The 22800-nt window shown below is 63.1% G+C and carries 17 protein-coding genes; 8 read left to right on the top strand and 9 right to left on the bottom strand.

The features are described from left to right. Positions 1-67 precede the first annotated feature (67 nt). Positions 68-1123, top strand: a complete 1056-nt coding sequence (locus CFB45_RS37220) for a porin (RefSeq protein ID WP_144025277.1) — start codon at positions 68-70, stop codon at positions 1121-1123. 29 nt (positions 1124-1152) lie between these two features. Then, positions 1153-2571, top strand: coding sequence for a M20 family metallopeptidase (locus CFB45_RS37215; RefSeq protein ID WP_089430040.1), 1419 nt, complete (start codon positions 1153-1155; stop codon positions 2569-2571). 27 nt (positions 2572-2598) lie between these two features. On the opposite strand, the gene CFB45_RS37210 is transcribed toward CFB45_RS37215, so the two are convergent. The 3 genes from CFB45_RS37210 to CFB45_RS37190 all read right to left on the bottom strand — a co-directional run bounded on the left by CFB45_RS37210 (position 2599) and on the right by CFB45_RS37190 (position 6377). Next, a complete protein-coding gene (locus tag CFB45_RS37210; protein ID WP_089430039.1) occupies positions 2599-3570 on the bottom strand; it encodes an aliphatic sulfonate ABC transporter substrate-binding protein in 972 nt (323 codons plus the stop codon). Between the two features lie 267 nt (positions 3571-3837). Next, entirely contained in the window at positions 3838-4779 is a 942-nt protein-coding gene (locus CFB45_RS37200) for a LysR family transcriptional regulator (protein WP_089430038.1), read from the bottom strand. Positions 4780-5078: 299 nt separating this feature from the next. After that, positions 5079-6377 (bottom strand): adenylosuccinate synthase, encoded by a 1299-nt coding sequence (locus CFB45_RS37190; RefSeq protein ID WP_089430036.1) that lies wholly within the window; start codon positions 6375-6377, stop codon positions 5079-5081. Between the two features lie 139 nt (positions 6378-6516). Here CFB45_RS37190 and gcvA point away from each other — a divergent pair, with 139 nt between their 5' ends. Continuing rightward, positions 6517-7422: a transcriptional regulator GcvA gene (gene gcvA, locus CFB45_RS37185; protein ID WP_089430035.1), complete on the top strand. Its 906-nt coding sequence runs from the start codon at positions 6517-6519 to the stop codon at positions 7420-7422. 179 nt (positions 7423-7601) lie between these two features. Here gcvA and CFB45_RS37180 read toward each other — a convergent pair whose 3' ends face one another. Continuing rightward, complete coding sequence (locus CFB45_RS37180; protein WP_046547226.1) at positions 7602-7910, bottom strand: hypothetical protein; 309 nt, start codon at positions 7908-7910, stop codon at positions 7602-7604. A gap of 2604 nt (positions 7911-10514) precedes the next feature. Between CFB45_RS37180 and CFB45_RS37175 the strand changes: the two genes are divergently transcribed. Continuing rightward, complete coding sequence (locus CFB45_RS37175; RefSeq protein ID WP_039369202.1) at positions 10515-11831, top strand: replication initiation protein; 1317 nt, start codon at positions 10515-10517, stop codon at positions 11829-11831. Positions 11832-11926: 95 nt separating this feature from the next. On the opposite strand, the gene CFB45_RS37170 is transcribed toward CFB45_RS37175, so the two are convergent. The 4 genes from CFB45_RS37170 to CFB45_RS37155 all read right to left on the bottom strand — a co-directional run bounded on the left by CFB45_RS37170 (position 11927) and on the right by CFB45_RS37155 (position 17715). Continuing rightward, positions 11927-12958 (bottom strand): ParB/RepB/Spo0J family partition protein, encoded by a 1032-nt coding sequence (locus CFB45_RS37170; RefSeq protein ID WP_089430034.1) that lies wholly within the window; start codon positions 12956-12958, stop codon positions 11927-11929. Further along, positions 12951-13646, bottom strand: coding sequence for a ParA family protein (locus tag CFB45_RS37165; RefSeq protein WP_089430033.1), 696 nt, complete (start codon positions 13644-13646; stop codon positions 12951-12953). Before CFB45_RS37165 ends, CFB45_RS37170 begins: the two co-directional genes overlap by 8 nt. 1803 nt (positions 13647-15449) lie before the next feature. Further along, on the bottom strand, positions 15450-16466 hold the full coding sequence (locus CFB45_RS37160; protein WP_089430032.1) for an AraC family transcriptional regulator: 1017 nt from the start codon (positions 16464-16466) through the stop codon (positions 15450-15452). A 124-nt stretch (positions 16467-16590) separates the two neighbouring features. Then, positions 16591-17715, bottom strand: a complete 1125-nt coding sequence (locus CFB45_RS37155; protein WP_089430031.1) for an MBL fold metallo-hydrolase — start codon at positions 17713-17715, stop codon at positions 16591-16593. Between the two features lie 83 nt (positions 17716-17798). On the opposite strand from CFB45_RS37155, the gene CFB45_RS37150 reads away from it, so the two are divergent. Continuing rightward, positions 17799-18452 (top strand): TetR/AcrR family transcriptional regulator, encoded by a 654-nt coding sequence (locus CFB45_RS37150; protein WP_089430030.1) that lies wholly within the window; start codon positions 17799-17801, stop codon positions 18450-18452. Positions 18453-18645: 193 nt separating this feature from the next. After that, positions 18646-19137: a flavodoxin family protein gene (locus tag CFB45_RS37145; RefSeq protein WP_089430029.1), complete on the top strand. Its 492-nt coding sequence runs from the start codon at positions 18646-18648 to the stop codon at positions 19135-19137. 118 nt (positions 19138-19255) lie between these two features. On the opposite strand, the gene CFB45_RS37140 is transcribed toward CFB45_RS37145, so the two are convergent. Next, the gene (locus CFB45_RS37140) at positions 19256-19840 is read right to left on the bottom strand and encodes a DUF2889 domain-containing protein (RefSeq protein ID WP_089430028.1); all 585 of its coding nucleotides are present in this window, start codon (positions 19838-19840) and stop codon (positions 19256-19258) included. A gap of 729 nt (positions 19841-20569) precedes the next feature. Here CFB45_RS37140 and CFB45_RS37135 point away from each other — a divergent pair. Both CFB45_RS37135 and CFB45_RS37130 read left to right on the top strand, forming a co-directional pair. Next, on the top strand, positions 20570-21235 hold the full coding sequence (locus CFB45_RS37135; RefSeq protein WP_089430027.1) for a ProQ/FinO family protein: 666 nt from the start codon (positions 20570-20572) through the stop codon (positions 21233-21235). Between the two features lie 501 nt (positions 21236-21736). Next, a complete protein-coding gene (locus CFB45_RS37130) occupies positions 21737-22798 on the top strand; it encodes a DMT family transporter (RefSeq protein ID WP_089430026.1) in 1062 nt (353 codons plus the stop codon). Positions 22799-22800 lie beyond the last annotated feature (2 nt).

Genomic DNA, 22800 nt, shown 5'->3' with positions numbered 1-22800 from the left:
CGTGCGCGGGCGGGCCCCTTCACGCCTGCGATTCGCGCGCCGACGATCGCGACATCACGAGACAAACGTGCGCAATTCAACCCTGATGGCCGCGTGCTGCGCGGCAACCTGCATGTGGGCCGCGCCGGCCCGCGCCAGCGTACAGATCTACGGCGCGCTCGACAGCTTCCTGCAATACGCGCGCATCGGCAGCCAGACGAGCGTCGGCCTGATGAGCGGCGGTGCATCGACGTCGCGCTTCGGCTTCATCGGCAGCGAGGATCTCGGCGGCGGCCTGCGCGCGAGCTTCCGCCTCGAAAGCGGCTTCGACCTGATGTCCGGCCGCCCGCAAAGCGCGGCATCGTTCTACAACCGCGAAGCCAACGTGGCGATCGGCTCCGCGGACTGGGGGACGATCAAGCTCGGCAAGCAGTATCCGGCGATCGTGCCGGAAGCGGCCGATCCGTTCTATCTCGTCGGCCAGTTGTCGCCGTTCGCCAGCACCGCGCTGATCGGCAGCGATCTCGGGCGCGCTGCCGCGTCGCTGCCCGGGCGCATCGAAAACGCGATCAGCTACAAGACGCCGACCTACGGCGGGCTCGACGTCACCGTGCTCTACGCGTTCCGCAACGCGGCAGGCGCGAGCCCGATCGCCAGCAACGCGGGTGCCGTCGCGAATTTCGCGCGTGGCCCGGTGATGCTGAGCGGTGCGTACAACGCGATGTGGGCCGCCACGTCGTCAACGCCGGGCGGCGCTCCGGACGGTGCGCGCACCGACTCGGTGATGGCCAGCGCGTCGTATGCGTTCGGCCCGACGCTCGCGTCGTTCGCGTACACGCTGATGCGCCCCACCGCGCCCGGCACGCTCGTCGCGCAGGTCTATTCGCTCGGCGCGATCTGGCAGCGCGGCCCGCACGCGATCCGCGCCGACCTCGCGTATCGCACGATCGCCGGCCAGGCGAGCCATGCGCTCGGTGCGCTGCTCGGCTACGACTACCAGTTTTCGAAACTCACCGGTGTGTACATACGGCTCGGCGGCTTCAGAAACACCGGACAGTCAGCGCTGTCGTTCGGCTCCGCGCCCATATCCGCCCCCGGCATGAGCAGCACCGTCTTCGCCCTTGGCCTCCGGCAGAAATTCTGACCGCGCCAGTCTCTTCACAGGAGCAATTCATGACTTCACTCGCCCTCGATTTCATCGACAGCCAGCGTGCGCAATTCACCGAGCTGTCCGACCGGATCTGGAACCTCGCCGAGTTGCGCTACGAGGAATTCGCGTCGACCGACCTGCACATCCGGATGCTGGAAGAAGCCGGCTTTCGCGTGACGCGCGGCGTGGCCGACATTCCGACCGCGTTCATCGCCGAAGCCGGTCACGGCGGCCCCGTGATCGGCATCCTCGGCGAATACGATGCACTGTCCGGACTCAGCCAGGAAGCCGGCGCATTCACCTGCCAGCCGTCGGGCGAGATCTCGAACGGCAACGGCCACGGCTGCGGCCACCATCTGCTTGGCACCGCAGCGCATCTCGCCGCGGCAGCGGTGAAGTCGCATCTCGAACGCACGGGCCAGCCCGGCACCGTGCGCTTCTACGGCTGCCCGGCCGAGGAAGGCGGATCCGGCAAGACGTTCATGGCACGTGCCGGCGTGTTCGACGATCTCGACGCCGCACTGTCGTGGCACCCGCACGTGTACACGGGCATCTTTCCGGCCGGTTCGCTCGCGAACATCCAGGCGTACTTCCGCTTCACGGGCAAGGCATCACACGCCGCCGCGTCGCCGCACCTCGGCCGCAGTGCTCTGGATGCCGTGGAGCTGATGAACGTCGGCGTCAACTACCTGCGCGAACACATGCTGCCCGAAGCGCGCGTGCACTACGCAGTGACAAACACGGGCGGCCTGTCGCCGAACGTGGTGCAGGCCAATGCGGAAGTGCTGTACCTCGTGCGCGCGGCCCGCAACGATCAGGCGGCCGAGCTGTTCGAGCGCGTGAAGAACGTCGCGCGCGGTGCGGCGATGATGACCGATTGCCGGCTCGAGATCGTGTTCGACAAAGCCTGCTCGAACCTGCTGGAAAACGCCGTGCTGAACCAGGTCATGTACCGGCATCTGCAGTCGATCGGCACCGCCGGCTTCGACGCGGACGACGCAGCGCTCGCCGATGCCTATCAGCGCCAGACGCTCACTGCTCAGGATATCGAAACGTCTTCGCGTTCGCTGAACCAGGCGTGGCGCGATCCGAAGGCGTTGTTCGACGGAATCGATCCGTACGAGCCCGGCAAGGGGCGCCCGATCTGCGGCTCGACCGACGTCGGCGACGTGAGCTGGGTCACGCCGACCGCGCAATGCCATACGAGCTGCTACGCATTCGGTACGCCGCCGCACTCGTGGCAGTGGGTCGCGCAAGGCAAGACACCGCTCGCACACAAGGGGATGCTGCTGGCAGCGAAGACGATGGCCGCGACCGCGATCGACCTGTTCGACGCGCCGGACACGCTTGCGCAGGCGAAGGCGGAACTGCTCGAGCGGCGTGGCGGCCGGCCGTACGTGTGCCCGATTCCGGACGATGTGGCGCTGCCGTTCCGCCGCTGAGCCCGACGTTCCGGGCCGGCTGTGCGGTCACGCAAGTGCAGGTGGCGCGGCCAGACTGACGTCGACGCGCTTCGGCAGGACGCCAGTCTGGTAGAACACATCGGCGATGCGCTGCTGATACGCGAGCGTGTCACGCGTGACGGGCTCGACACCGAAGCGTGCGCGGCGAAATGCGAGCGCCACCGCCGGCTCCGGAATCCCCCACAGCTTCGAGAACTCGGCTGCACCCTGCGCGCGGTTCGCATCGAGCCATCGCTGGACCGTCGTCAATTCCGACACGGCCGCGTCCAGCACGTCGGCATTACGCTGCGCATAGGTGCGCGACGCAAAGTAATAGCTGCGATTCTCGACGAGCCCGGTGCCGTCCGCGACGATGCGCGCGCCGAACGCCTGCTGGACCACCGCGAGAAACGGATCCCAGATGATCCATGCATCGACCGAGCGGTTCTCGAACGCGGCCCGTGCGTCGGACGGCGACAACCAGACTGGCGAAATGTCGGTGTAATTGAGCTTCGCGGACTGCAGCAGCCGGACCAGCAGGAAGTGCGTGTTCGATCCCTTCACCAGCGCGATGCGCTTGCCGCGCAGGTCCGCGAAGGTCTTCACCGGCGAATCCTTCGCAACTATCAATGCCTCGGCCGCGGGGCCGGCCGGCGTTTGCGCGTAATAGACGAGCGGCGCGCCGGCCGCGAGCGCGAAGATCGGCGGTGCCTCACCGACATCGCCGAAGTCGATCGATCCCGCGTTCAGTGCCTCGAGCTGCGGCGGCCCCGACGGAAACTCGGTCCACGTGACGGTCACGCCGAGTGTCGCAAGCTTGCTCTGCAGCGTACCGCGTGCCTTCAACAGGCTGAGCGGCCCTTTCTGATAGCCGATGCGCAACGTACGCGCGCCGGCGGTGCTCGCCAGCGCGAAGCCCGGATGCGCGGCGGCGCCCGCCGCGATCGCCAGGCCGGCATGCAGGAGCCGGCGGCGGGTTGTCGAGTGTTGGTCTGCCATGTCGTATCGGGTTCGATGAAGAGGATGCAGCTTCGCGCACGCATGCGATGAAGCCGGTCGAACCGATTCTAGGGGGTTGGCACCACGCACCGAACCAACGATGTTCGATATCGAAAGCAAGCGCTTTCATAAGGGCACGCCGGTCACCCGGGCGTCATTGCCCGGGTCGGTCGTGGGGATGCGGCCGATATCCGCGTCAAATACAGGACTGCGTATTATTGGCGCGATCGACGAGCAACGTCGTACTCACATGCGGAAGGTTCGACTTCAGGACTTGCAGGAAGCGGCCAGCGCAGCCTCGTCGGCAGCCAGCAACTCTGGCACGCATTCGCGCAGGAAATCGACGAACGTGCGGATCTTCGCGTCGAGATACTGACGCGACGCGTACAGCGTATAGACCGTCAGCTTCTGCAACCGGTAGTCGGGCAGCACGCGCACCAGCGCGCCGCTCGCGAGCCCGGGCAGGGCGGCCGACATCGGCAGCGAACCGATGCCGAGTCCGGCACGCAGCGCGGCGCCGAGCGCATCGGCGATGTTCACCTGGAAATCCGGCAATGGCAGTTCGAACGTTTCGCGTCCGTTGGGGCCATCGAGATGCCAACGGTCGCGCGGAAAGAGCGGCGTGACGATCTGCAGGCACGCATGCCCGTCGAGGTCGCTCACCGTGTGCGGCGTACCGCGCGCCTTCAGGTATGCGGGTGACGCGCACAGCACGCTGCCCACTTCGCCGAGCCGCTGCGACACGAGCCCGGAATCGGGCAACTCGGTCGTGCTCAACTGCAGCGATACGTCGTAGCCTTCGTCGATGATGTCTGGCACATGCTGCGACAGCGTCAGTTCGACCGCAACCGACGGATAGCGCTCACGGTAGCGCACGACTGCGGGCACCACGTAGGACTGGCCAAAACTCGTCGTCGCGTGAACGTGCAGCCGTCCCGACGGCTTTGCCTGTGCGTCGGCCGCCTCGGCTTCCGCTTCGTCGATATAACCGAGGATGCGCTGGCAACGGTCGAGATAGCGCTGCCCGGCGTCGGTCAGCGCGATGCGGCGCGTGCTGCGGTTGAGCAGGCGCGTGCGCAGGTGCGTTTCGAGCTGCGCGACCGACCGCGATGCGTAAGCCGTCGTGATATCCAGGCGCTGGGCTGCGCTCGTGAAGCTGCCCTCTTCCGCCACCCGGACGAAAATGCGCATCATCTGTAACGTGTCCATCGACCTGTCCCCGGGATTGAGATCACGTCGCGCCACCGCGCGGCCATGGTGCCGGCAGCGCCGGCGCAGGCCGGTCTGGCGCGAATTGTGCGGAACAGTACAGCAGCAGTGCAGACGTGTCCAGTTTGCCGTATGCGGCGTGATCCGGACGCCGAATCGTGTCGCCGGGCCGCCGTGCGCACGGGGTATGGGCCGCGCGCATACGCGCCCCGTCGCACCGGCACACGACCGGCATCGGATCGGCAAAAACTACCCGGCGACCCCAATGCCGCCGCGCGATTCACGGCATGGATGACGTACTAAGCCCCGGCGGCCGCATCGAACGGATTACGCAACACGATCGTGTCGTCGCGCTCCGCGCCGGTCGTGATCATCGATACCGGTGCGCCGGCGACCGCTTCGACGCGCGCAATGAAATCCTGCGCGGCGCGCGGCAGCGCCGCACGTTCACGTACCCCCTTCACGGTGCCGCGCCAGCCGTCGAACCGCTCGTACACGGGTTTCGCTCGCGACTGCGCATCGAGGCTCGCCGGCAGATGATCGACCCGCACGCCATCGAGTTCGTAGCCGACGCACAGCTCGATCGACTCGAAACCGTCGAGCACGTCGAGCTTGGTGAGCGCCAGCGAATCGATGCCCGAGATCCTGACGGCCTGACGCAACTGCGCGGCGTCGAGCCATCCGCAGCGGCGCGGCCGGCCGGTATTCACGCCGAACTCCTGCCCGCGCGCACGCAGCGTTTCGCCGGTCGCGTCGGACAGCTCGGTGAGGAACGGGCCGCCGCCGACCCGCGTCGCATACGCCTTCGTGACGCCCAGCACGTGGCCGAGCTTCGACGCACCGAGCCCTGTACCGGCCGCCGCCGCCGAGGCAACGGTGCCGGACGACGTCACGAACGGATACGTGCCCCAGTCGATATCCAGCATCACGGCTTGAGACCCTTCGAACAGGATGCGCTCGCCGCGGTCGGTCGCGTCGTTGAGATCGGCCCAGACGGGGCGCACGAACGGCAGGATCCGCGGCGCAAGGTCGACCAGCGTCGCCAGCATCGCTTCACGGGAATATTCGTCGAGCCCCAGGCCGCGGAACCACGCGTTGTGATGGTCGACGAGCACATCCAGTTTGGCGGCGAGCTGGCCCGGTTCCGCAAGATCGCCGACCCGCAGCCCGCGACGCCCGACCTTGTCCTCGTAGGCCGGCCCGATCCCGCGCAGCGTGGTGCCGATCGGCTCGCGGCGCAGACGCTCCTGAGCCTGGTCGATCGCGCGGTGGATTGGCAGCACCAGCGTTGCGTTCTCGGCGATCGACAGGTTATCCGGCGTCACCGACAGCCCGAGCTCGGCCATCCGCCCGATTTCCGCGAGCAGCGCTTCCGGATCGAGCGCCACGCCGTTGCCGATCACGCCGCGCTTGCCGCGCACGACACCGCTCGGCAGCAGCGCGAGCTTGTACGTCTTGCCGCCCACGACCAGCGTATGACCCGCGTTGTGGCCGCCGTTGTAGCGTGCAACGAGATCGGCCTGTGCCGCCAGCCAGTCCACGACGCGCCCCTTACCTTCGTCGCCCCATTGGGCGCCCACGACCACCACGTTCGGCATGCTCCGCACTCCATGTGAGAAATTCAGACAATCGTTCGGCCGAGCCGGACGTTTGTGTGCCATATTGGCTGAGCTTGAGTACCCGATCAAACGATTAAACCTGAACCATCGTGTGAGTAAAACTCACACGAACGATGCAATGGCCCGACGACTCCCTCCGCTGAATTCGCTGCGTGCGTTCGAAGCCGCCGCGCGCCTCGGCAGCTTCACGCTGGCCGCGGACGAACTGTGCGTGACCCACGGCGCGATCAGCCGGCACGTGCAACAGCTGGAAGCCTGGCTCGGGCGGCCGCTGTTCGAACGCCATAACCGGCGGGTCGAGTTGACCGACTCGGGCCGCGCGTATCTCGCCGAGGTCGGCGCGTCGTTCGACCGAATCGCGCTCGCCACCGCGCAGCATTTCGGCCATGTGCAGCAGCGCGTGTTGCGCGTAAGCGCACCCGCGACGTTTTCGTTGCGCTGGCTGGTGCCGAAGCTGTCGTCGTTCCAGGTCGCCCATCCGGCCATCGAGGTGCGGCTGTCGACGTCGAACGAGCCGATCGACAAACTGCGCGACAAGGTCGACCTGATCGTTCGCGGCGGCCCGCAGGCCATCGACGGTTACATTGCCGAGGAATTCCTGTCCGAAGTACGGCTGCCGGTGTGTGCGCCGAAGCTGCTGGAGGGCCGGCCGTTGCATGCGCCTGCCGATCTGGCCGGCTTCACGCTGCTGCACGCCGCCACCTATCCCGGCATGTGGCCTGAATGGCTCGCGGCAGCCGGACAGCCGAATCTCGTGCCGCGCCACTCGCTGACGCTCGAGCACTTCTACCTGACGCTGCAAGGCGCGCTCGACGGCCTCGGCGTCGCGATGGGACCGATCGCGCTCGTCGCGGACGACATCGCAGAAGGTCGGCTGGTACAGCCGTTCAGCGAACCGGCACTGCCGCCGTGGCGCTACTTCACGTACGTGGCCTCGGCACGCGCGAACGACGACGCGGTGCGGGCATTCAAGGAATGGTTGAAGGTGGCGGGAAATACGGCCGCGCCAGGCGTGCGGAACTGACTGTGTCGGTGTGCGGAGCGCATGCGCCAAGACATACAGGAATGCGAAACAAATAACGCAAGCGCCTGGATCGAGTTTGCCTTCGTCGGTGCCGGGAATGCTGTTTTCGTTGTGCGCCGCGGAGCCGCGACGCACGTGGCAAGCCGCGGATCGAACCGTGGCTTGCCGCCGGCCGGCGCTTACTGACTAGCGCCGGCGGCTTTCTTCTCCGCGTTCTGCAGGTTCTGCGGATAGTTCGGATCATTGGCCGCGGGCTTGTAACCGGCGTCTTCGAGTTTCTTCAGCTCGGCGTTGTTCTTCGCGCGCGCTGCCTTGTGCTCTGCCTTGCGTTGGGCCCGGGCCGCCTTGCGTGCCTGGCTCTTCGCTGCCTTCGCGTCCTGTGCCGCGGGTGCGCTGGCGTCGGTCTGCGCAAACGCAGGAACTGCCGAGCCGAACAGGAACGCGGCTGCGGTAGCAGCCAGCGTGAGTTTTCTGATCTGGATTTGCATCGCTGAACTCTCTTATCTGGTTTATCACGGATTGAAAGACCATCGAGATACCGCCCCTGCCCCGATCGGTTGTCATGCCGCGTTCGGGACCTGTGCATCATAACCGCGCCGCGAAAAATGTGGCGCCAACGTGAGAACGGAATTGGGGATACACGTATGGGAGAAAACGTGGACGCCGGTCGACTGTCACGGACAGGACGAACTGTGTCGCACGTATCGATGCGTGTGCCGATCGCGCTGCGGCGGCGACAGGAAGCGGTCGATGTCCCCGCGATTCAGCGACGAGGATGGGCGATGTACGCGCGGCACAGTGCGAGGTGAAATACCCAGGACTGTTTCATAGGTGGTGTCGCCGGCATGCTCACGTCTGATGTGACTGTTATCAAGCCAGTCGCGATCACAGCATCAGCAGTCGAACTGTGTGCCGCGTTGCCGGTCGACGCGGCTCAAGCGGCGGTTCCTCCCATAAACGACCACGATTCGGTTTTGCAGCGATCAAGGCATGCACGATTGCATCGCCACGGCGCGCAGCATTCGATCCGGCAACCCATCGCCGCACTGTGATGCCGAGCGTTACCTGAGCCGGTACCACGCGTCACCGCGTGGTTCTGTGGTCCGTATGACGAATGGTGTGAATACATCGCGTGCGGTGAAGACATCGGCGGGATTCACTTCACGGCTGCACCGACGGTGCCGCACCGGTGTCGCGGCGCTCGTCTGGTGACCGTGGCACGTTGGTCGCGATGTCGCGGCAACGCACGTGACCCGTCCGATTCTGCTCAGGAACGCATCGCACAACGTGCGCGAGTCACAGGCTTTTCATTCCGCAGCTTGGGTTGCCCGGCATCCAGACGGGTGTCGGTGCCTGCACAGCATGCCGATTCCTGTGGCCTTGCCTGGTTGGTGAGCTTTTACAGGATGCGAAGCTATCGGAAGGTGAGCATGTTCGGGATCATCGCTCGAATTCGATTGCGGTGAGCTTCGTGGTCGCGCGTATCTTCACGTTGGTTCGCGACGTGCCCTAGATCGACCCAGAAGCCGACGATGCGTGTCGACAGTGCGGGCCAACCAATTCGTCTGCGGGAAGCCGTTCCAAGGCCTCTCCTTGCGACCGTGGCGCACAGCATCGAAATTCGGTTGGTGGTTCCAAAGGTAGAAAGTTGGACGACCACAGAGACAGCCAAGCGAACGGCATCTATTTCCTCTGTACACAGTCCACAGGCTAAATTTGACGAGAGACGTGCGCGGGCGAACGGAAAAACTTGTCCATGGACAGCGAAGCATGAGTGCAAAAAAACCCTTCGGCTGCCGTCCGGGATGATTTGAAACTGCTGTGAACGAAGCCAGAGAGATTCATGTTTCCGGATCGTTGGTCTGCTTTGCGCGTCGACAACGGGCGCCGTCTAGGTCACTGAGCTGCTTTTTTGATCCCATAAATGGGAACCTGTGCCTGGAAGCGGGGCTTTCTTCCCGTTTTTCTCCCATAGGTTTCTACTTTTCAGGCTCATGTGAGTGGGTACTCACCTCCTTCGGAAGCCTTGTCGGGCCTGGAGCCTGTGTAGAACAGGGCGCCAAGTCACTGTTTCCAGGTGTGAATCGATGGTTTGAGATGCCGGCAACACCATAGACGGCTCCCATTGGTAGCGGTTTATGGGGTTCGTCTTTCTGCAGAGGCGCACGTGTGTTTACATCTTTTGTAAACCACGTTTACTTCTTTAACTACTTTTAGACGGCTCTCAGCCTTACCTGACAAGGGTTTGAGGGGTGTTCGGTACCCATTTATGGGAGCACAGGTGTAAGGGATTGGGAGTAAAGGTCTGTGGATTTGGGGATTCGGGTACCCCGTTGTGGGGAATCGGGGTTGTGGATATGGGGCAAGCGTACCCGGTTATGGGAAATCGGCCCGGAAACGCATTGGGTAGCCGTCTATGGGGATGCTGGTAGGTAGCCTTTTATGGGTCGCCTTTCGGGATCCGTGGACCGCCGCCTCGCACAGTGATTTTTCTCGGGTAGCCGGTTATGGGGCACCTCAAAGGTAGCCAGTTATGGGTCACATTTGGGACTGCTCGATTGCCTTTCTCCAGGATTTCCCGCGGCTGGCTCCCATGGACAGGATCGATGGGATCGACAGGTAACCTTTTATGGGGAAATCAATGGGTTGCCGTTTATGGGGCGATGGTTGCCTTCAGCGCTGAAATCAGCGCTGCCAACGCGGCCGGAGCCTGTCGAAAGGTACCCTCCTGTGGGAATTGGTGAAGGTAGCAAGTTATGGGAAGAAAGTCGGTCTGTGCTGCAGGGCACCACGAATTTCCCCAATGATCCCGATTCTCCTCATTTGCTTCCCATGGATGGTTACCTTGCCAAGGGCAAATCTCATGCCGGGTTTCCACGTCCGGGCATGAAAGGTAGCGGCTTGTGGGAAGCATTTTTGTCGAAAGGTAGCTGGATATGGGGTCACGCATAGCTCTTCTGATTGTGAATTTTCCTTTTATATCTGCAGGTTAGCGGAGATAGTGCAAGTAAAGCCGGAACAAGGACGTTGCTCCGCGGCGCGAAAAGGTATAAAGTCCGCTCTCAACAAGGTCACCTTATCCGGACATTACGATGCCGCGCAAGCCCGCAAGCAAAGGCTCAGACAAACAGGTTTCACTGTTTCAGACACCCGAGCCTCCCGACTTGCTGCGCAAGGCGGTCCAGGCGATTCATATCGCGCCGAAGTCCGGAAAGATCGGCTTGCAGCAGCGCAAGATGTTCAGCTCGCTGATCAAGAACGCGCTTCGACAGGAGGCGTTCGAGCCAGGCCGGACGAGCTTTTCGATTTCGCTTGCGTCGCTTTCGCACGAGAGCGGGTTGAACAGCAACAATACGAAGTACGTGAAGGACACGGTCAACTCGCTGATCAGTACTGTCGTCAACTGGGACTATCTGGCCGCGGATCGGTCGACCGTCTGGAAAGCGTCGGGCCTGCTCGCCGGCGCGGAGCTCGAGCAATCGGTGCTGAAGTACAGCTTCTCCGACCAGATTCGCAGCGAGTTGCTCAACCCCGAGATCTACGCACTGATCGATATGCGGATCGCCCGCGAGTTCCGGCGGTCGCACTCGCTCGCGTTGTGGGAAAACACGGTGCGCTACGAGGGGATCGGCATCACCGCGAAGATCCCGCTGCCGAAATTTCGTGACCTCATTCTCGGCCAGGACAAGGCGTCGCAGTCGTACAAGGAATACAAGCTGTTCAAGAGCAAGGTCCTGGTGCCGTGCATTCAGGAGGTGAACGAAGTTTCGGATCACACGCTCGAGTTGATCGAACACAAGTCCGGCCGGAGCGTGGAGGCGGTTCAGTTCAAGGTGACGCGCAAGCAGAGCACCGATACGGTGGAGGATGGCGACGTCAAGAACGAAGCGCTGGTCGAGGAGGTCGCCAAGTTCGGCATCCCGCGCTCGGAAGCGCGCCGGCTGATCACGCAATATGGCGTGCAGCGCATCAAGGCGGCGATTGCCTATACGCTCAATCGGACTACGAAGAAGAATGCGGCTCCGGTCGACAACGTGGCCGCGTATTTCCGCAAGGCGTTGACGCACGGCTACACGCTGTCCGACGGGCAGGGAACGGAAGCGGCAGCCCCGGCGAAGGAATCCGCGCAGAGCAAGCAGGAACAGATTCGCGACAAATATCTGGCGGCGAAAGTCGAGGAAGCCGGCGCGTACTTCCGCGAACTGGAGATCGACGACCAGACCAAGCTGATCGAGCGTTACAACGAGACGGTGGCAGGCTCGAAGGACCTGACGCTGTCCCCGAAGAAGAAGGCGAGCAAGCTCGCGCAGACCAGCTTCTTCCGGTGGCTCGCACTGGATACATGGGGCGAACCGACCTCGGACGACTTGCTGGAATTCCTGCTGAAAAGCAGTCTCGCCGGCAACTGAACGAAGGCCTCGCAGCCGGATGTGCGTCGCGCGCCGGACGTCGTCGTCCGGCTTCGCGGTGCTACGCGGATGCGAGGCCTTCTGCTTTTCGCGCGTTACTGTTGCGTGGCCGTTGCCAGTTCGGCAACGTACGCGTCGATGACGGTCTTGAGCTTGTCGGCGAGCGCTTCCTGATGCGATGCGTCGACGCCCTTGAGCTGCAGATCCAGACGTCCGTCCGGATAGGTTTTCAACTGGCCGATCGCTCGCGATTCGAGCGCGAAGTCATGGCGAACGCTGTAACGCGTACGTCCCGCTTTCTTGCTGCCGTCGCTTTGCGCACGCAGGAAATTCTCCAGATCACGAACCGACTTTTTCCGGTCGATCACGGCCGTCAACAGCCGGTCGGCAGTCGGCTCGCCCAGGCGTTCGAAGATCAGCTTCAGGAAGTACGCCGCCTGCAGGCCGACCACGTCGTTCGCGCTCGCCATCCGTTCCAGCAGTGTGTTCGGGAGTGCGTTGAGCGACAGCGTCTTGCTGATCGATGCCTTGTCCTTGCCGATCTTTTCCGCCAGCGTGTTCTGGTCGGAAAAGACTTTCTCGTCGAGGAGACGCTTCCACGCGACCGCATCGTCGAAGATCGTCTGGCGTTCGTGGTCGTGGTTCGCGCGATACGCGATCGTGTAGAGCTGCTCAGGCGTGTGATCCGTGCGGAACGTGGCGTTGATGGTTTCATCGCCGTTGATGCTCGTCGCGCGGAGCCGGCGTTGCCCGTCGATCACCACGAGCTTGCCGGGAAACTCCGGGAGCCGCGTAACCTTGATCGGCTCGATCTGCCCTTCCCGTTTCAGTGTCAGGGCGAGCTCGTGCAGGCTCGACTCCGAGTAGAACACGCGCGGGTTGAACGGGTTCGGAATGCAATCCTTGACCAATACCTTCTGGGGCGCGCCAAGATCCGGTGTGCTGGCCGGCGTGGCCGCGGCCGGAGCGCCGGCGGGTGCCGCTTCGCTGACGACGTTCGGTGCAGCTGCCGGTTCGGGCAGCCGCGTTTCGAGCGCCGCATTCTCCTGCGCGAGTCCGCGCAGCAGGCCGGCTGCGAGATGCAGGTTGCCGGTCGGCTTCTTGTCTTTCGATGTGTCCTTAGCCATGGGCGGCTCCGGTAGCGCGCGTCGACGCGATGTATTGGGCCATTTCCGTGACCAGCTTTTCGATTTCCGCACGGGCTTCTTTCAGGCCCTTCAGATAGCGATTGTGGTGATGGATCGTGGTGCCGAGCGCAAACGTCTGACGGTAGACCTCGCGCTGCGCGATCTGGCTGTCGAGCAGATGCTCCCCTATTTCTTCAGCCCGTAGAATTTTTAAAATTTCTTCACGCATTTTAGTTTTTCCATTAACACTATTCAGCATTAATGCGGAAGAAAGATTCGGGTTACGAATGGACCGCATCGATTCGATCATGCGGATCATCGCGACCGTGCTGTAGAGATCGGCTGGCGACGGTGACAGCGGCACGAGGCAGAAGTCGGCGACCTCGAGCACGGAAGCGATTCGCGGGTCTTCGAGGTTGCCAGGACAGTCGACAACGATCACGTCGAAGTTCGCGTCCTGCTTCTTGATCTCGCCGCCGATGCCGCGACCGGCAGGAGCCAGAGAGAGAACCGTCATCGGCAGCGTGTTCTCGCCACTCGTCACCCACCGGACGGACGTGCCTTGAGGGTCGGCATCGATCAGGGCGACCTTGTTGCCGCCGGCTTCGAACGCAGCCGCGATATTGACGGAGATGGTTGTCTTTCCAGTCCCACCTTTTTGATTACTGACGGCGATCTTGAAAGCCATTAAATTCCTCCTCGGAGTTTTGCGTAATATATGCAGTTATTGTCGAAATGTCCAGAAAAGCCTTCGACGCGATGTATGCCTTAAGGATCGGTGTGGTTGTCACGTGACAAGTGGGCCGAATGGCTAATGAGTCATTCGCGATTGACGGTCAAGTAAAAATAAAATTGACGACCGAGATTGAAAAGTAAGTACGAAGCTCGAGCGAAACTTCGATCAATCCCAATGTCGACGGCAGTGTTGGCAAATGGAGACGAGAACCTCGAGGTCGCGGTGTTCGCGGTAAAAATCGCCACGGTTTCCGGTAGTCACTTCATAGGCGTCGCAAGGGAACTCGGTTGTCACGTGACAAGTAGCAGGCATTTGTTCCTTCTCGACGTAATCCGGCGCCAGGAAATCTCTCCTTCGACTGCACTTAAAGCTATGGCGAGATCATTCGACGTTCGAAATCTGGTGCAGTTTCTTGGCATGACCGCTTCTCGTGCGATGAGTTGTCACGTGACAATCGGTTCGGAGCGGGAGGTCGCGTCGGTGCCGAGTCGCCCTCCGGACGAGTTTTGATCGAACTTCATAGAGCGTGAGCGGTTGGGTCGCCAAAGGAGAGATTCGCATCGCGATGTCGTCGCAATTGCAGTTTCCTGGATGAGTTGACTGGGGCGTTGTCACGTGACAACTGAAGCGTTGTATCGGGGAGCTTGCGTGACGAAGCGTCGCGCTGCGCCGTATGTCGGGCGGGGCACCTATGTCGAAGAGCCTTAGTCATCAATAGGTCTGCAGACGCGGAGGCTACATCGCTCACTATTTGCAGTCACGTGCGAGAGGAAAGACGCCGGTCAGCTTGCTGGGTCGCGCCCACGAGTGAGTGTCATGGACGCCAATGATATGGCCCCATTTAATTGGAGTGGTCGGGTCAACATTGCGAGAGTGTCGTACGGAAGGGGAGGGTGCGGGCTTTGCCGCGCGTACCCTCGAGTTCCGGGGCCTTTGCGCGCCAGCTATGCAAATGTGGCTTCGGTTTGCGACGAACTTCAGTGTTGATGGCCACATCACAACTCAAACGGGCCGGATCGTGAAACATTTCCAAGAAATTCGATGTTCGCGGAAATCCTTATCTGGCAGTGGGTTGCGCTATATTCTTCATGTTGTTTCACGCAAAATCGCCGAGATCAACCCTGTAAATAGGGGCGTATGGCCATTTCGCAATCTTCGAGCCAGGGGCGGTGTGAGCAAGACTCGATGTGTAATCGATGATACGTAATTTGTGGTATTCAAAACGAAATCAGTCGATCTGATGCCGAGATAAATCGAACGAGGCGAATCAGATGCATCTCGACAAGGCGTCGAGCGCCTTCTTGGGTGTCTGCGCCGATCTATCAGCGAGAGTTGTCACGTGACAACGCACACGCTCACCGCGCACATCGGTGGTTCGCAGCATGGCGCGACACTCCCCACACTGCAGAGTTTATGGCCGAGCCTCCGGAGGGCACTGAGACGACTTGGTTGCGGAGACGGCAAAGTCCCTCATCAATTCAAGAGGTCGGCAGGAGACGACTGCCTCTAGCCGATGAATACTTGCGATTTCGGATACAGGTCCGCCGCCGCGAGGCGCCCACGCACCGCTCGATACCTAATTTGAATTCGCGGCTGGCTGCCGAGCAATCAATTTGGGGAAAACAACAAGCGCGCATCTCGCTGCGCGCGTCGGGCTCAAGCGGGTCGCCCCCTTCACGCGTGAAGGGGGCGACCCAAGCATTCTGCGGATACCACCAAACGCGGCATCTCACATCTCCGGTGCCGTTCCGATGATCAATACGTCGCCGCTACCGAAAGAACGACATCTGCTCCGCTTCGCAGGCTATCGATATCTCTCCGCGGAGAATTGCCGAACAACCGGCTGTATTCGCGATTGAACTGAGTCGGGCTCGCATATCCGACCCTGAACGAGGCCGACGCGGCGTCGAGCCGCTCGGACAACATCAGTCGACGCGCCTCATTGAGCCGTATCCATTTCTGGTACTGCAGCGGACTCATGCCGGTGAGCTGGCGGAAGTGGTGGTGGAAGGTCGAACTGCTCATTTGTACCTGCGCCGCCAGATCGTCGACCCGAAGCGACTCGTCGTAATGGGTCCGCAACCATTGGATCGCCCGCGACACGCGGTTGCCCTGACTGCCGGCGGACGCAATCTGACGCAGACGGGCACCCTGGTCGCTCGTTAGTAGCCGGTAATAGATTTCCCGCTCGACGTACGGTGCGAGAACTGCGATGGCGTTCGGATCATCCAGCAACGCTAGCAAGCGATTCACCGCGTCGTAGAGCGGTTCGTTCATATCGCCGACGACGAGGCCGCGGCCTGCAGGGGCTTCGTCGTGATCCGCTGCGACCTGCGCCATCAGTTCAGCCATGACGCGAAAATCAAGCCTGAGCCCGATTCCGAGAAACGGCCTTTCGCGGCTGGCTTCGATGACCTGCGTCGAACCGGGCAAGTCGAGGGACGTGATCAGAAAGCGGTTGGCGTCGCAGAGATACACATCGCCGCTCTGAATGAGCCGCTTCGTGCCCTGGACGACGAGGCCGAAGCTAGGCTCGACCATGCAATCCATCGGCTGCGTTGTCACCTCCCTTCGATGGAGGCTCAGGTTCGGAATGGCCGTGGTGAGGTGATCGACGTCTTTCGTCCATCTCGCGACACGCTCTGCGAGCGTCTGCCGCAGGTCGTTCTCCCGGCTGCGGCTCGTCGATCGGGAGGCAACGGGGTTGAATGCGGCGAGGGTGGCGTCGTCGACGGGGTGGCCGGGTGCGTATCGGACGGGTGCCGGATGCATGACTTCTCTACTCAGGTAATCGGGTCTACAGACAGCCCGTCGACGTGCGGGTACGCCGGCAACGCGCCTGCCGGAGTCGCGGCAGCGCCGCGCTCCGGGAAAAATGTACAACGATTGGCGGGTTTTACTTCGTGGCCTGCGACGCGCAAAGCGTCCAGCGTCGCGATTTCGTGGCAACGGACGTCACGCGCTCGTCGACCGTGCGCCACCACCGCTCGCCGCGATGCGGTTCGTCGAGTGCGAGGCGCTCGCCCATCCTGGGCGTCGACAGATCGACGCCTCGCACGATCGCCAGTGCCGTGACGCGCTCGAACGGTTCCTGCCAGCGATGCATCGCGAGATCGAACGTGCCGTTGTGAATCGGGACCAGCCAGCGTCCGCGCAAATCGATGTGCGCCTGCACGGTCTCTTCCGGCTGCATGTGCACATACGGCCATTGCGCGTCGTATGCGCCTGTTTCGATCAGCGTGACATCGAACGGCCCGAGGCGCTCGCCGATCGTCCGGAACCCGTCGAAGTAGCCGGTGTCGCCGCTGAAGAACACGCGCAAGTCGTCGTCGACGATGACCCAGGACGCCCACAGCGTGCTGTTGCCGTCGAACAGGCTGCGCCCGGAAAAGTGCTGGGCTGGTGTCGCGGTCAGCGTCAGGCCGGCCACGTCGACGCTTTGCCACCAGTCGAGCTGGCGGACTTTCTTCGCGTCGATGCCCCATTCGATCAGGCGGTCGCCGACCCCCAGCGTCGTCACGAACACGCCGGTGGTGGCCGCGAGCGCGAGCACCGTGTCGCGGTCGAGATGATCGTAGTGATCGTGCGACAGGATCACGCCGCGCAGCGGCGGAAGATCTTCAAGCGCGATCGGCGGCGCATGGAAGCGCTTCGGGCCGACGCGCCGAAACGGCGACGCGCGCTCGGCGAACACGGGATCGGTCAGCCAGAATTCGCCGCGCAGCTTGAGCAGCAGCGTCGAATGGCCAAGCCGGTACAGGCTGCGATCGGGGGCCGCGTCGAGCTCCGCGCGCGTCAACGAATCGATGGGTAGCTGCCCTGCGGGCACGGTATTGCGCGGCTTGTTGAACAGCACGTTCCAGGCGATCCCGAGCGTTTTGCCCAATCCTTCGACCGGACGGGGCGCGACATTGCTGAAGCGCTCGCCATTGTGCTGCGGCGAGCCGCCAGACAGCGCGCGGCCGCGCCGGGCGGCCGCAAAACCCAGAATGCGATGAATCAAAACGAGAGGCGATGCCATGTCGGTTCGTCCGGAGAATAAAGTACACTAAACAGTGTAGTTTATTTTTGGGATAAGTAAACTACCCGGTGTAAAATTTCTGAATGGATACCAGCACTCCCCCTCAGCGCCTGACCGATCGAAAGCGCGCGGCCATCGTCGACGCGGCCATCGAGGAATTTCTCGCGGCGGGTTACGACGCGACCAGCATGGACCGCATCGCCGCGCGTGCGGACGTGTCGAAACGCACGGTCTATAACCACTTCCCGGGCAAGGAAACGTTGTTCGCCGCCATCCTGCAAAAATTGTGGGATGCAACGCGGACAGGCAGTTCGCCAACCTATCGTGCCGATGTGCCGCTGCGCGAGCAATTGCTCGCATTGCTGGATCGCAAAATGCGCCTGCTCAGCGACGAGGCATTTCTGTCGCTCGCACGCGTCGCGATCGGTGCGGCCATCCATTCGCCGGAACGTGCGCGTGACATGGTCGAGCGTCTTGGCGAACGCGAGGAAGACATGACGGTCTGGGTGCGGACGGCCGCGGCGGCCGGACGCCTGTCGGTCACCGATCCGGTGTTTGCCGCGCATCAGTTGCACGGTGTCGTGAAGGCATTCGCGTTCTGGCCGCAGATAACGATGGGTCAGCCGCCGCTCGCGGAGCCGGCGCAACAGAAAGTCGCTGAATCCGCCGCCGACATGTTTCTCGCGTACTACGCGCAGCCGGAACATACCGACGCATCGCGCGGCGTAACGGACTGATCGTGTATACGGTCGAACTTGTGCGAATCGAACCTGGCGCAACGTGCATGATCGGAACGTGCCTCGCAACGACGCGCCGGCAAACCGGCAGATCCGCGAAAGCGAATGCGGGACTGCTTCATCGGATCTCCGGCCATTCAGCGGAAATCGTCGATGCAGTCAGCGCACCTGAACCGAACGTGAGTCACGACGAATGAAGACGCTGTTGATCGTCTATCACACGATGACCGGAGGCACGCAACAGATGGCCGAAGCGGCCGCCGGCGCTGCGCGCGAGCAAATCGGCGTCGACGTGAGGCTGCAGCGCGCCGATGCGACGAGCGCGGACGACGTGCTGGCCGCCGACGCCTATCTGTTCGCCACGCCGGAGAATCTCGCGGCAATGTCCGGGCTGATGAAGGATTTCTTCGACCGCTGCTACTACGCGGCGCTCGATCGCGTGAACGGCCGCCCGTATGCGGTGATGATCTGCGCGGGAAGCGACGGGCAGAACGCGCTGCGCCAGATCGACCGGATCGCGACCGGATGGCGGTTGAAGAACGTGGCGCCGGGCCTGATCGTCTGTACGCACGCGCAGACGCCGGAACGCATCCTCGCGGCGAAGACGATCGACGGCGACGATCTCGCGCGCTGCGCCGAATTGGGCGCCGGTCTTGCAGCGGGACTCTCGCTGGGCGTTTTTTGATCGCCAGCGCTGCAACTGCGACTGCGATGACCGGTCGACGCACGTTTGTGCACGCGACGCGCGCGTTCTCGAGCAGCACCGATCGTGCGGGCTACGGTACTGGCCGAATGCCCGGCCCTTAGCCGCCCTTTGCCGCCTCGGAAGGCCGGTGATATTCGGGCCAAAGACGTTTCACGAGATCGCGCGATGCGCCATAGGCATGGCAACTGTCGATCTTGAGCGGTTTTCCGTCGCTGTCGCGCGCCTCGAGCGACGACTTCCGCATGCCGACCATCGTCTGATAGGCCGTGGTGGCGATCGGGCCGAGCAACTCCTTCAGGTGCGTGCACGTATCGCAGGACGGCAGGCGCTTGCGAATCTCGCTGTTCCAGCCCGCGCCGATGCTCAGTCCGACGAGCGCCTGCAGCGAGTCGCCGCCGCCCGGGCACTGCGCATACGGATGCGACCGGAGGAACGTGGACACGGCGCGGACGACCATGTCGGCGTCGAAGACCAGCGTCACGCCGAGGTCGTGGATCGGCGACAGCGCAGCGACCGTCCGCGTGCCGCCCGGCGGCGTGAAATCAAAGGTTTTGCGGTCCGCGAGGCAGGCCGTCACTTCGAACCGGCCGTCGCTGCGCCGATAGCCGCGCATGTCGATTTGCCGATGGTGAATCTCCTCGCGCGTGATGCCGTCGTGCGGGATGTCGTGTGGGGGAACCATGTCTCTGCTCCGTTTCGTACAACCGGTTCGTTCTTTTGGCAGGCAAGCGGGATGTCGGCGGCTCGCCGGTGGGGCTCGGCGAAACCGGCTGGGGTACGCTGCCGACGACATCGATCCGGCCATACTACGCACTTTTCAGCCTCTTCGTGCGCCACGGGATGGATGCGGACGCAACGAGTCGTGTGCGGGCACCGATGCTGTCGAATAGGTACGGCACTTGCGCCGCTCCATCGCGGTGATCGTTGATTTGCACGCAGCCGACGCCGCTGCCCGGGATGCAGAATCGCAGCCCGGGCCCGCGACGCACCGGTGCGGCGGGATCGCGTTCGACGTCCCGAGGCGGAATACCACGTGTCGGGCGTCGACCGGTGCCGCCGGGGCAATCGCAGCACGGAAAATGGCCACGATTTCCGCTAACGAGAGTGAACGGCGTGACTTCCGGAAACGTATCCATATAATGCGCAACACGACCGCATGGACGCATTTCCGGTACCCCGAATCGGGCTAACGCAGACCAGTGAGTCAACCGGCCGCCGCGCGTACCGGTATACTTCCACTCCTGCCTTGTCCGGCATCGTGGCCGGGTGCCTGAAACAGAGTGGCGTGCGCGATGCGGCCCCGTAGTGTTCCGCATCGGCGGCAGACGGGTCGCACGCATGGCGGCGAAGCTTGTGCGCCGCGCGGCATGACCGCACGAACCACACCTTATATTCCTGGTGGATTGAATTTATGGGTTTTGAACAACTTGCCGAATTGCGGGCGCAGCTCGCAGCGAAGGCCAAGCAGGAGCGCAACGCGAAGCGGCCGGCAGCGCCGGCGGACACCGGCGCGAAGCCGAAGTCCGGCGACCAGCCGCAGCGTGGCGCCAAGCCGGCTGCGGCCGGCGGCAAAGCGGCGCACCGCGCGAAGCCGGCTTCGGCGAAGCCGGCGGCGCCGGTCGATCCGGTCATCGTTGCGATCGGCAAACTGCAGCGTAAGTTTCCGCGTGCGTTCCCGAAGAATCCGGCCCCCAAAGTGCCGCTCAAGGTCGGGATCTGGGACGACCTCGCACGTGAAGCACAGGCCGTCGGGCTCAGCGAAGCCGAACTGCGTGAAGCGATGTCGACGTGGTGCCGTGGCAACCGTTACTGGTCGTGCCTCGTCGAAGACGCCGTGCGGGTCGATCTGCAGGGTAACGAAGCAGGGCGCGTCACGCATGACGATGCGGCTCGGGCACGCCGCCTGAAGGCTCGTCGCCCCGGCAACAAGGGCGCGGGGCAATCGGCCAAGGGCGCGCCGCAGCAGCCGAAGGCAGAGCAGCAGGCCGAGGCCGCCGCCGAGCCGCAAGCGGCAAACGTGGAAGCGCAAGCCGACGCAGCGCCGCAGGTCGAGCCGCAAACGGCCGGAAACGCGTAATCCGCACCGCGCCGCTGCATACCGCACGGCGCTGTCCCGCAGGCACATCGCCTGCGGTGAATGACCCGACAGACTGGCCTGCCTCGACCGAGGCAGGTCAGGACTGCTCCCACCGGGGCTCGCCGTGCCGGGCTCTCACCTATCCCACCTCGAACAGACCACGCGACCGGACGAAGAAAGTTCGCCGATCGATGCCGCACGCGCGTTGTTTCGACTTTGTCGTTTGCGCATGAACGGTACGCCTACACCGAACACGGCAACGCTTCGTTCGATTAATTCGTTTTCCTAAAATAGCGGCATGTCGAAGCCATCGACTGGCGCGTGGACGATCGCACTCGGTCATCGTGACATGACGACGCGCGATAATCGCGTCGAGGTCGCCAGGTCGCGCGCAAGCTGGCCGGCTGCAATGCAGCTTACATTGCGAAAGGGTCGAAAAGCCCACCGCGACGCAACCCGCTGCGACGACCAGCGCCTTTCAACGTCAATTCGAACCGGATCATGCACTCGAGACATTCCGCGATTCTCGTCGCGCTCACCGCTGCCGCGCTGTTCGGCGCCGCGACACCGCTCGCCAAGGCGCTGATCGGCGCGATGTCGCCGTTCATGGTCGCTGGCCTGTTCTATCTCGGCAGCGGTGTCGGGCTCGGTATCGGGATCCTGCTTCGTCGCCTGCACAACCGGCATGCAACGACCGCAGGCGCCGCGCCGCTGCAGCGTGCAGACCTGCCGTGGCTGGCCGGCGCGATTGCGGCGGGCGGAGTGGCCGGACCGGCTTTGCTGATGCTCGGGCTGTCGAGCACGCCAGCCGCGACGAGTGCGTTGCTGCTCAATCTCGAGGGCGTGCTGACGGCTGTCATCGCGTGGGTCGTGTTTCGCGAGAACGTGGATTCGCAGGTGTTCCTCGGAATGGTCGCGATCGTCGCCGGCGGCACGCTGCTGTCGTGGACGCCGGCCCACGCAGGCGTGCCGGTCGGCGCGTTGCTGATCGTCGGCGCATGCCTGTGCTGGGCGGTCGACAACAACCTGACCCGCAAGGTGGCCGCAAACGATGCGATGGTCATCGCGTGCGCGAAGGGGCTGATCGCCGGCCCCGTGAACATCGGCATCGCGCTGGCGACCGGCACGACGCTGCCGGCTGTCCCGGTCACGGCTGCCGCGATGCTGACGGGGCTCGGCGGCTACGGGATCAGCCTCGTGCTGTTCGTCGTCGCACTGCGTCATCTCGGCAGCGCGCGCACGGGCGCATATTTCTCGATCGCGCCGCTGTTCGGCGTCGTGCTGTCGCTGCTGATCTGGCCCGCGCTGCCGCCCGCGACGTTCTGGATCGCGGCCGTGCTGATGGCGCTCGGGATCTGGCTGCACGTTCGCGAACGGCATGAACACACGCACACGCACGAGCCACTCGAGCACACGCATCGGCATCGGCACGACGAACATCACCAGCACGCGCACGATTTTGCGTACGACGGCAACGAGCCGCACACGCATCCGCATGTGCATCTGCCGATCACGCACAGCCATGCGCATTTTCCGGACATTCATCACCGGCACCGGCATTGACC

Source organism: Burkholderia sp. HI2500 (assembly GCF_002223055.1).
In the GTDB taxonomy this organism is placed as follows: Bacteria; Pseudomonadota; Gammaproteobacteria; order Burkholderiales; family Burkholderiaceae; genus Burkholderia.
The sequence above is the reverse complement of the archived record's forward strand: the minus strand, read 5'-3'. Positions and strand labels throughout refer to the sequence as shown.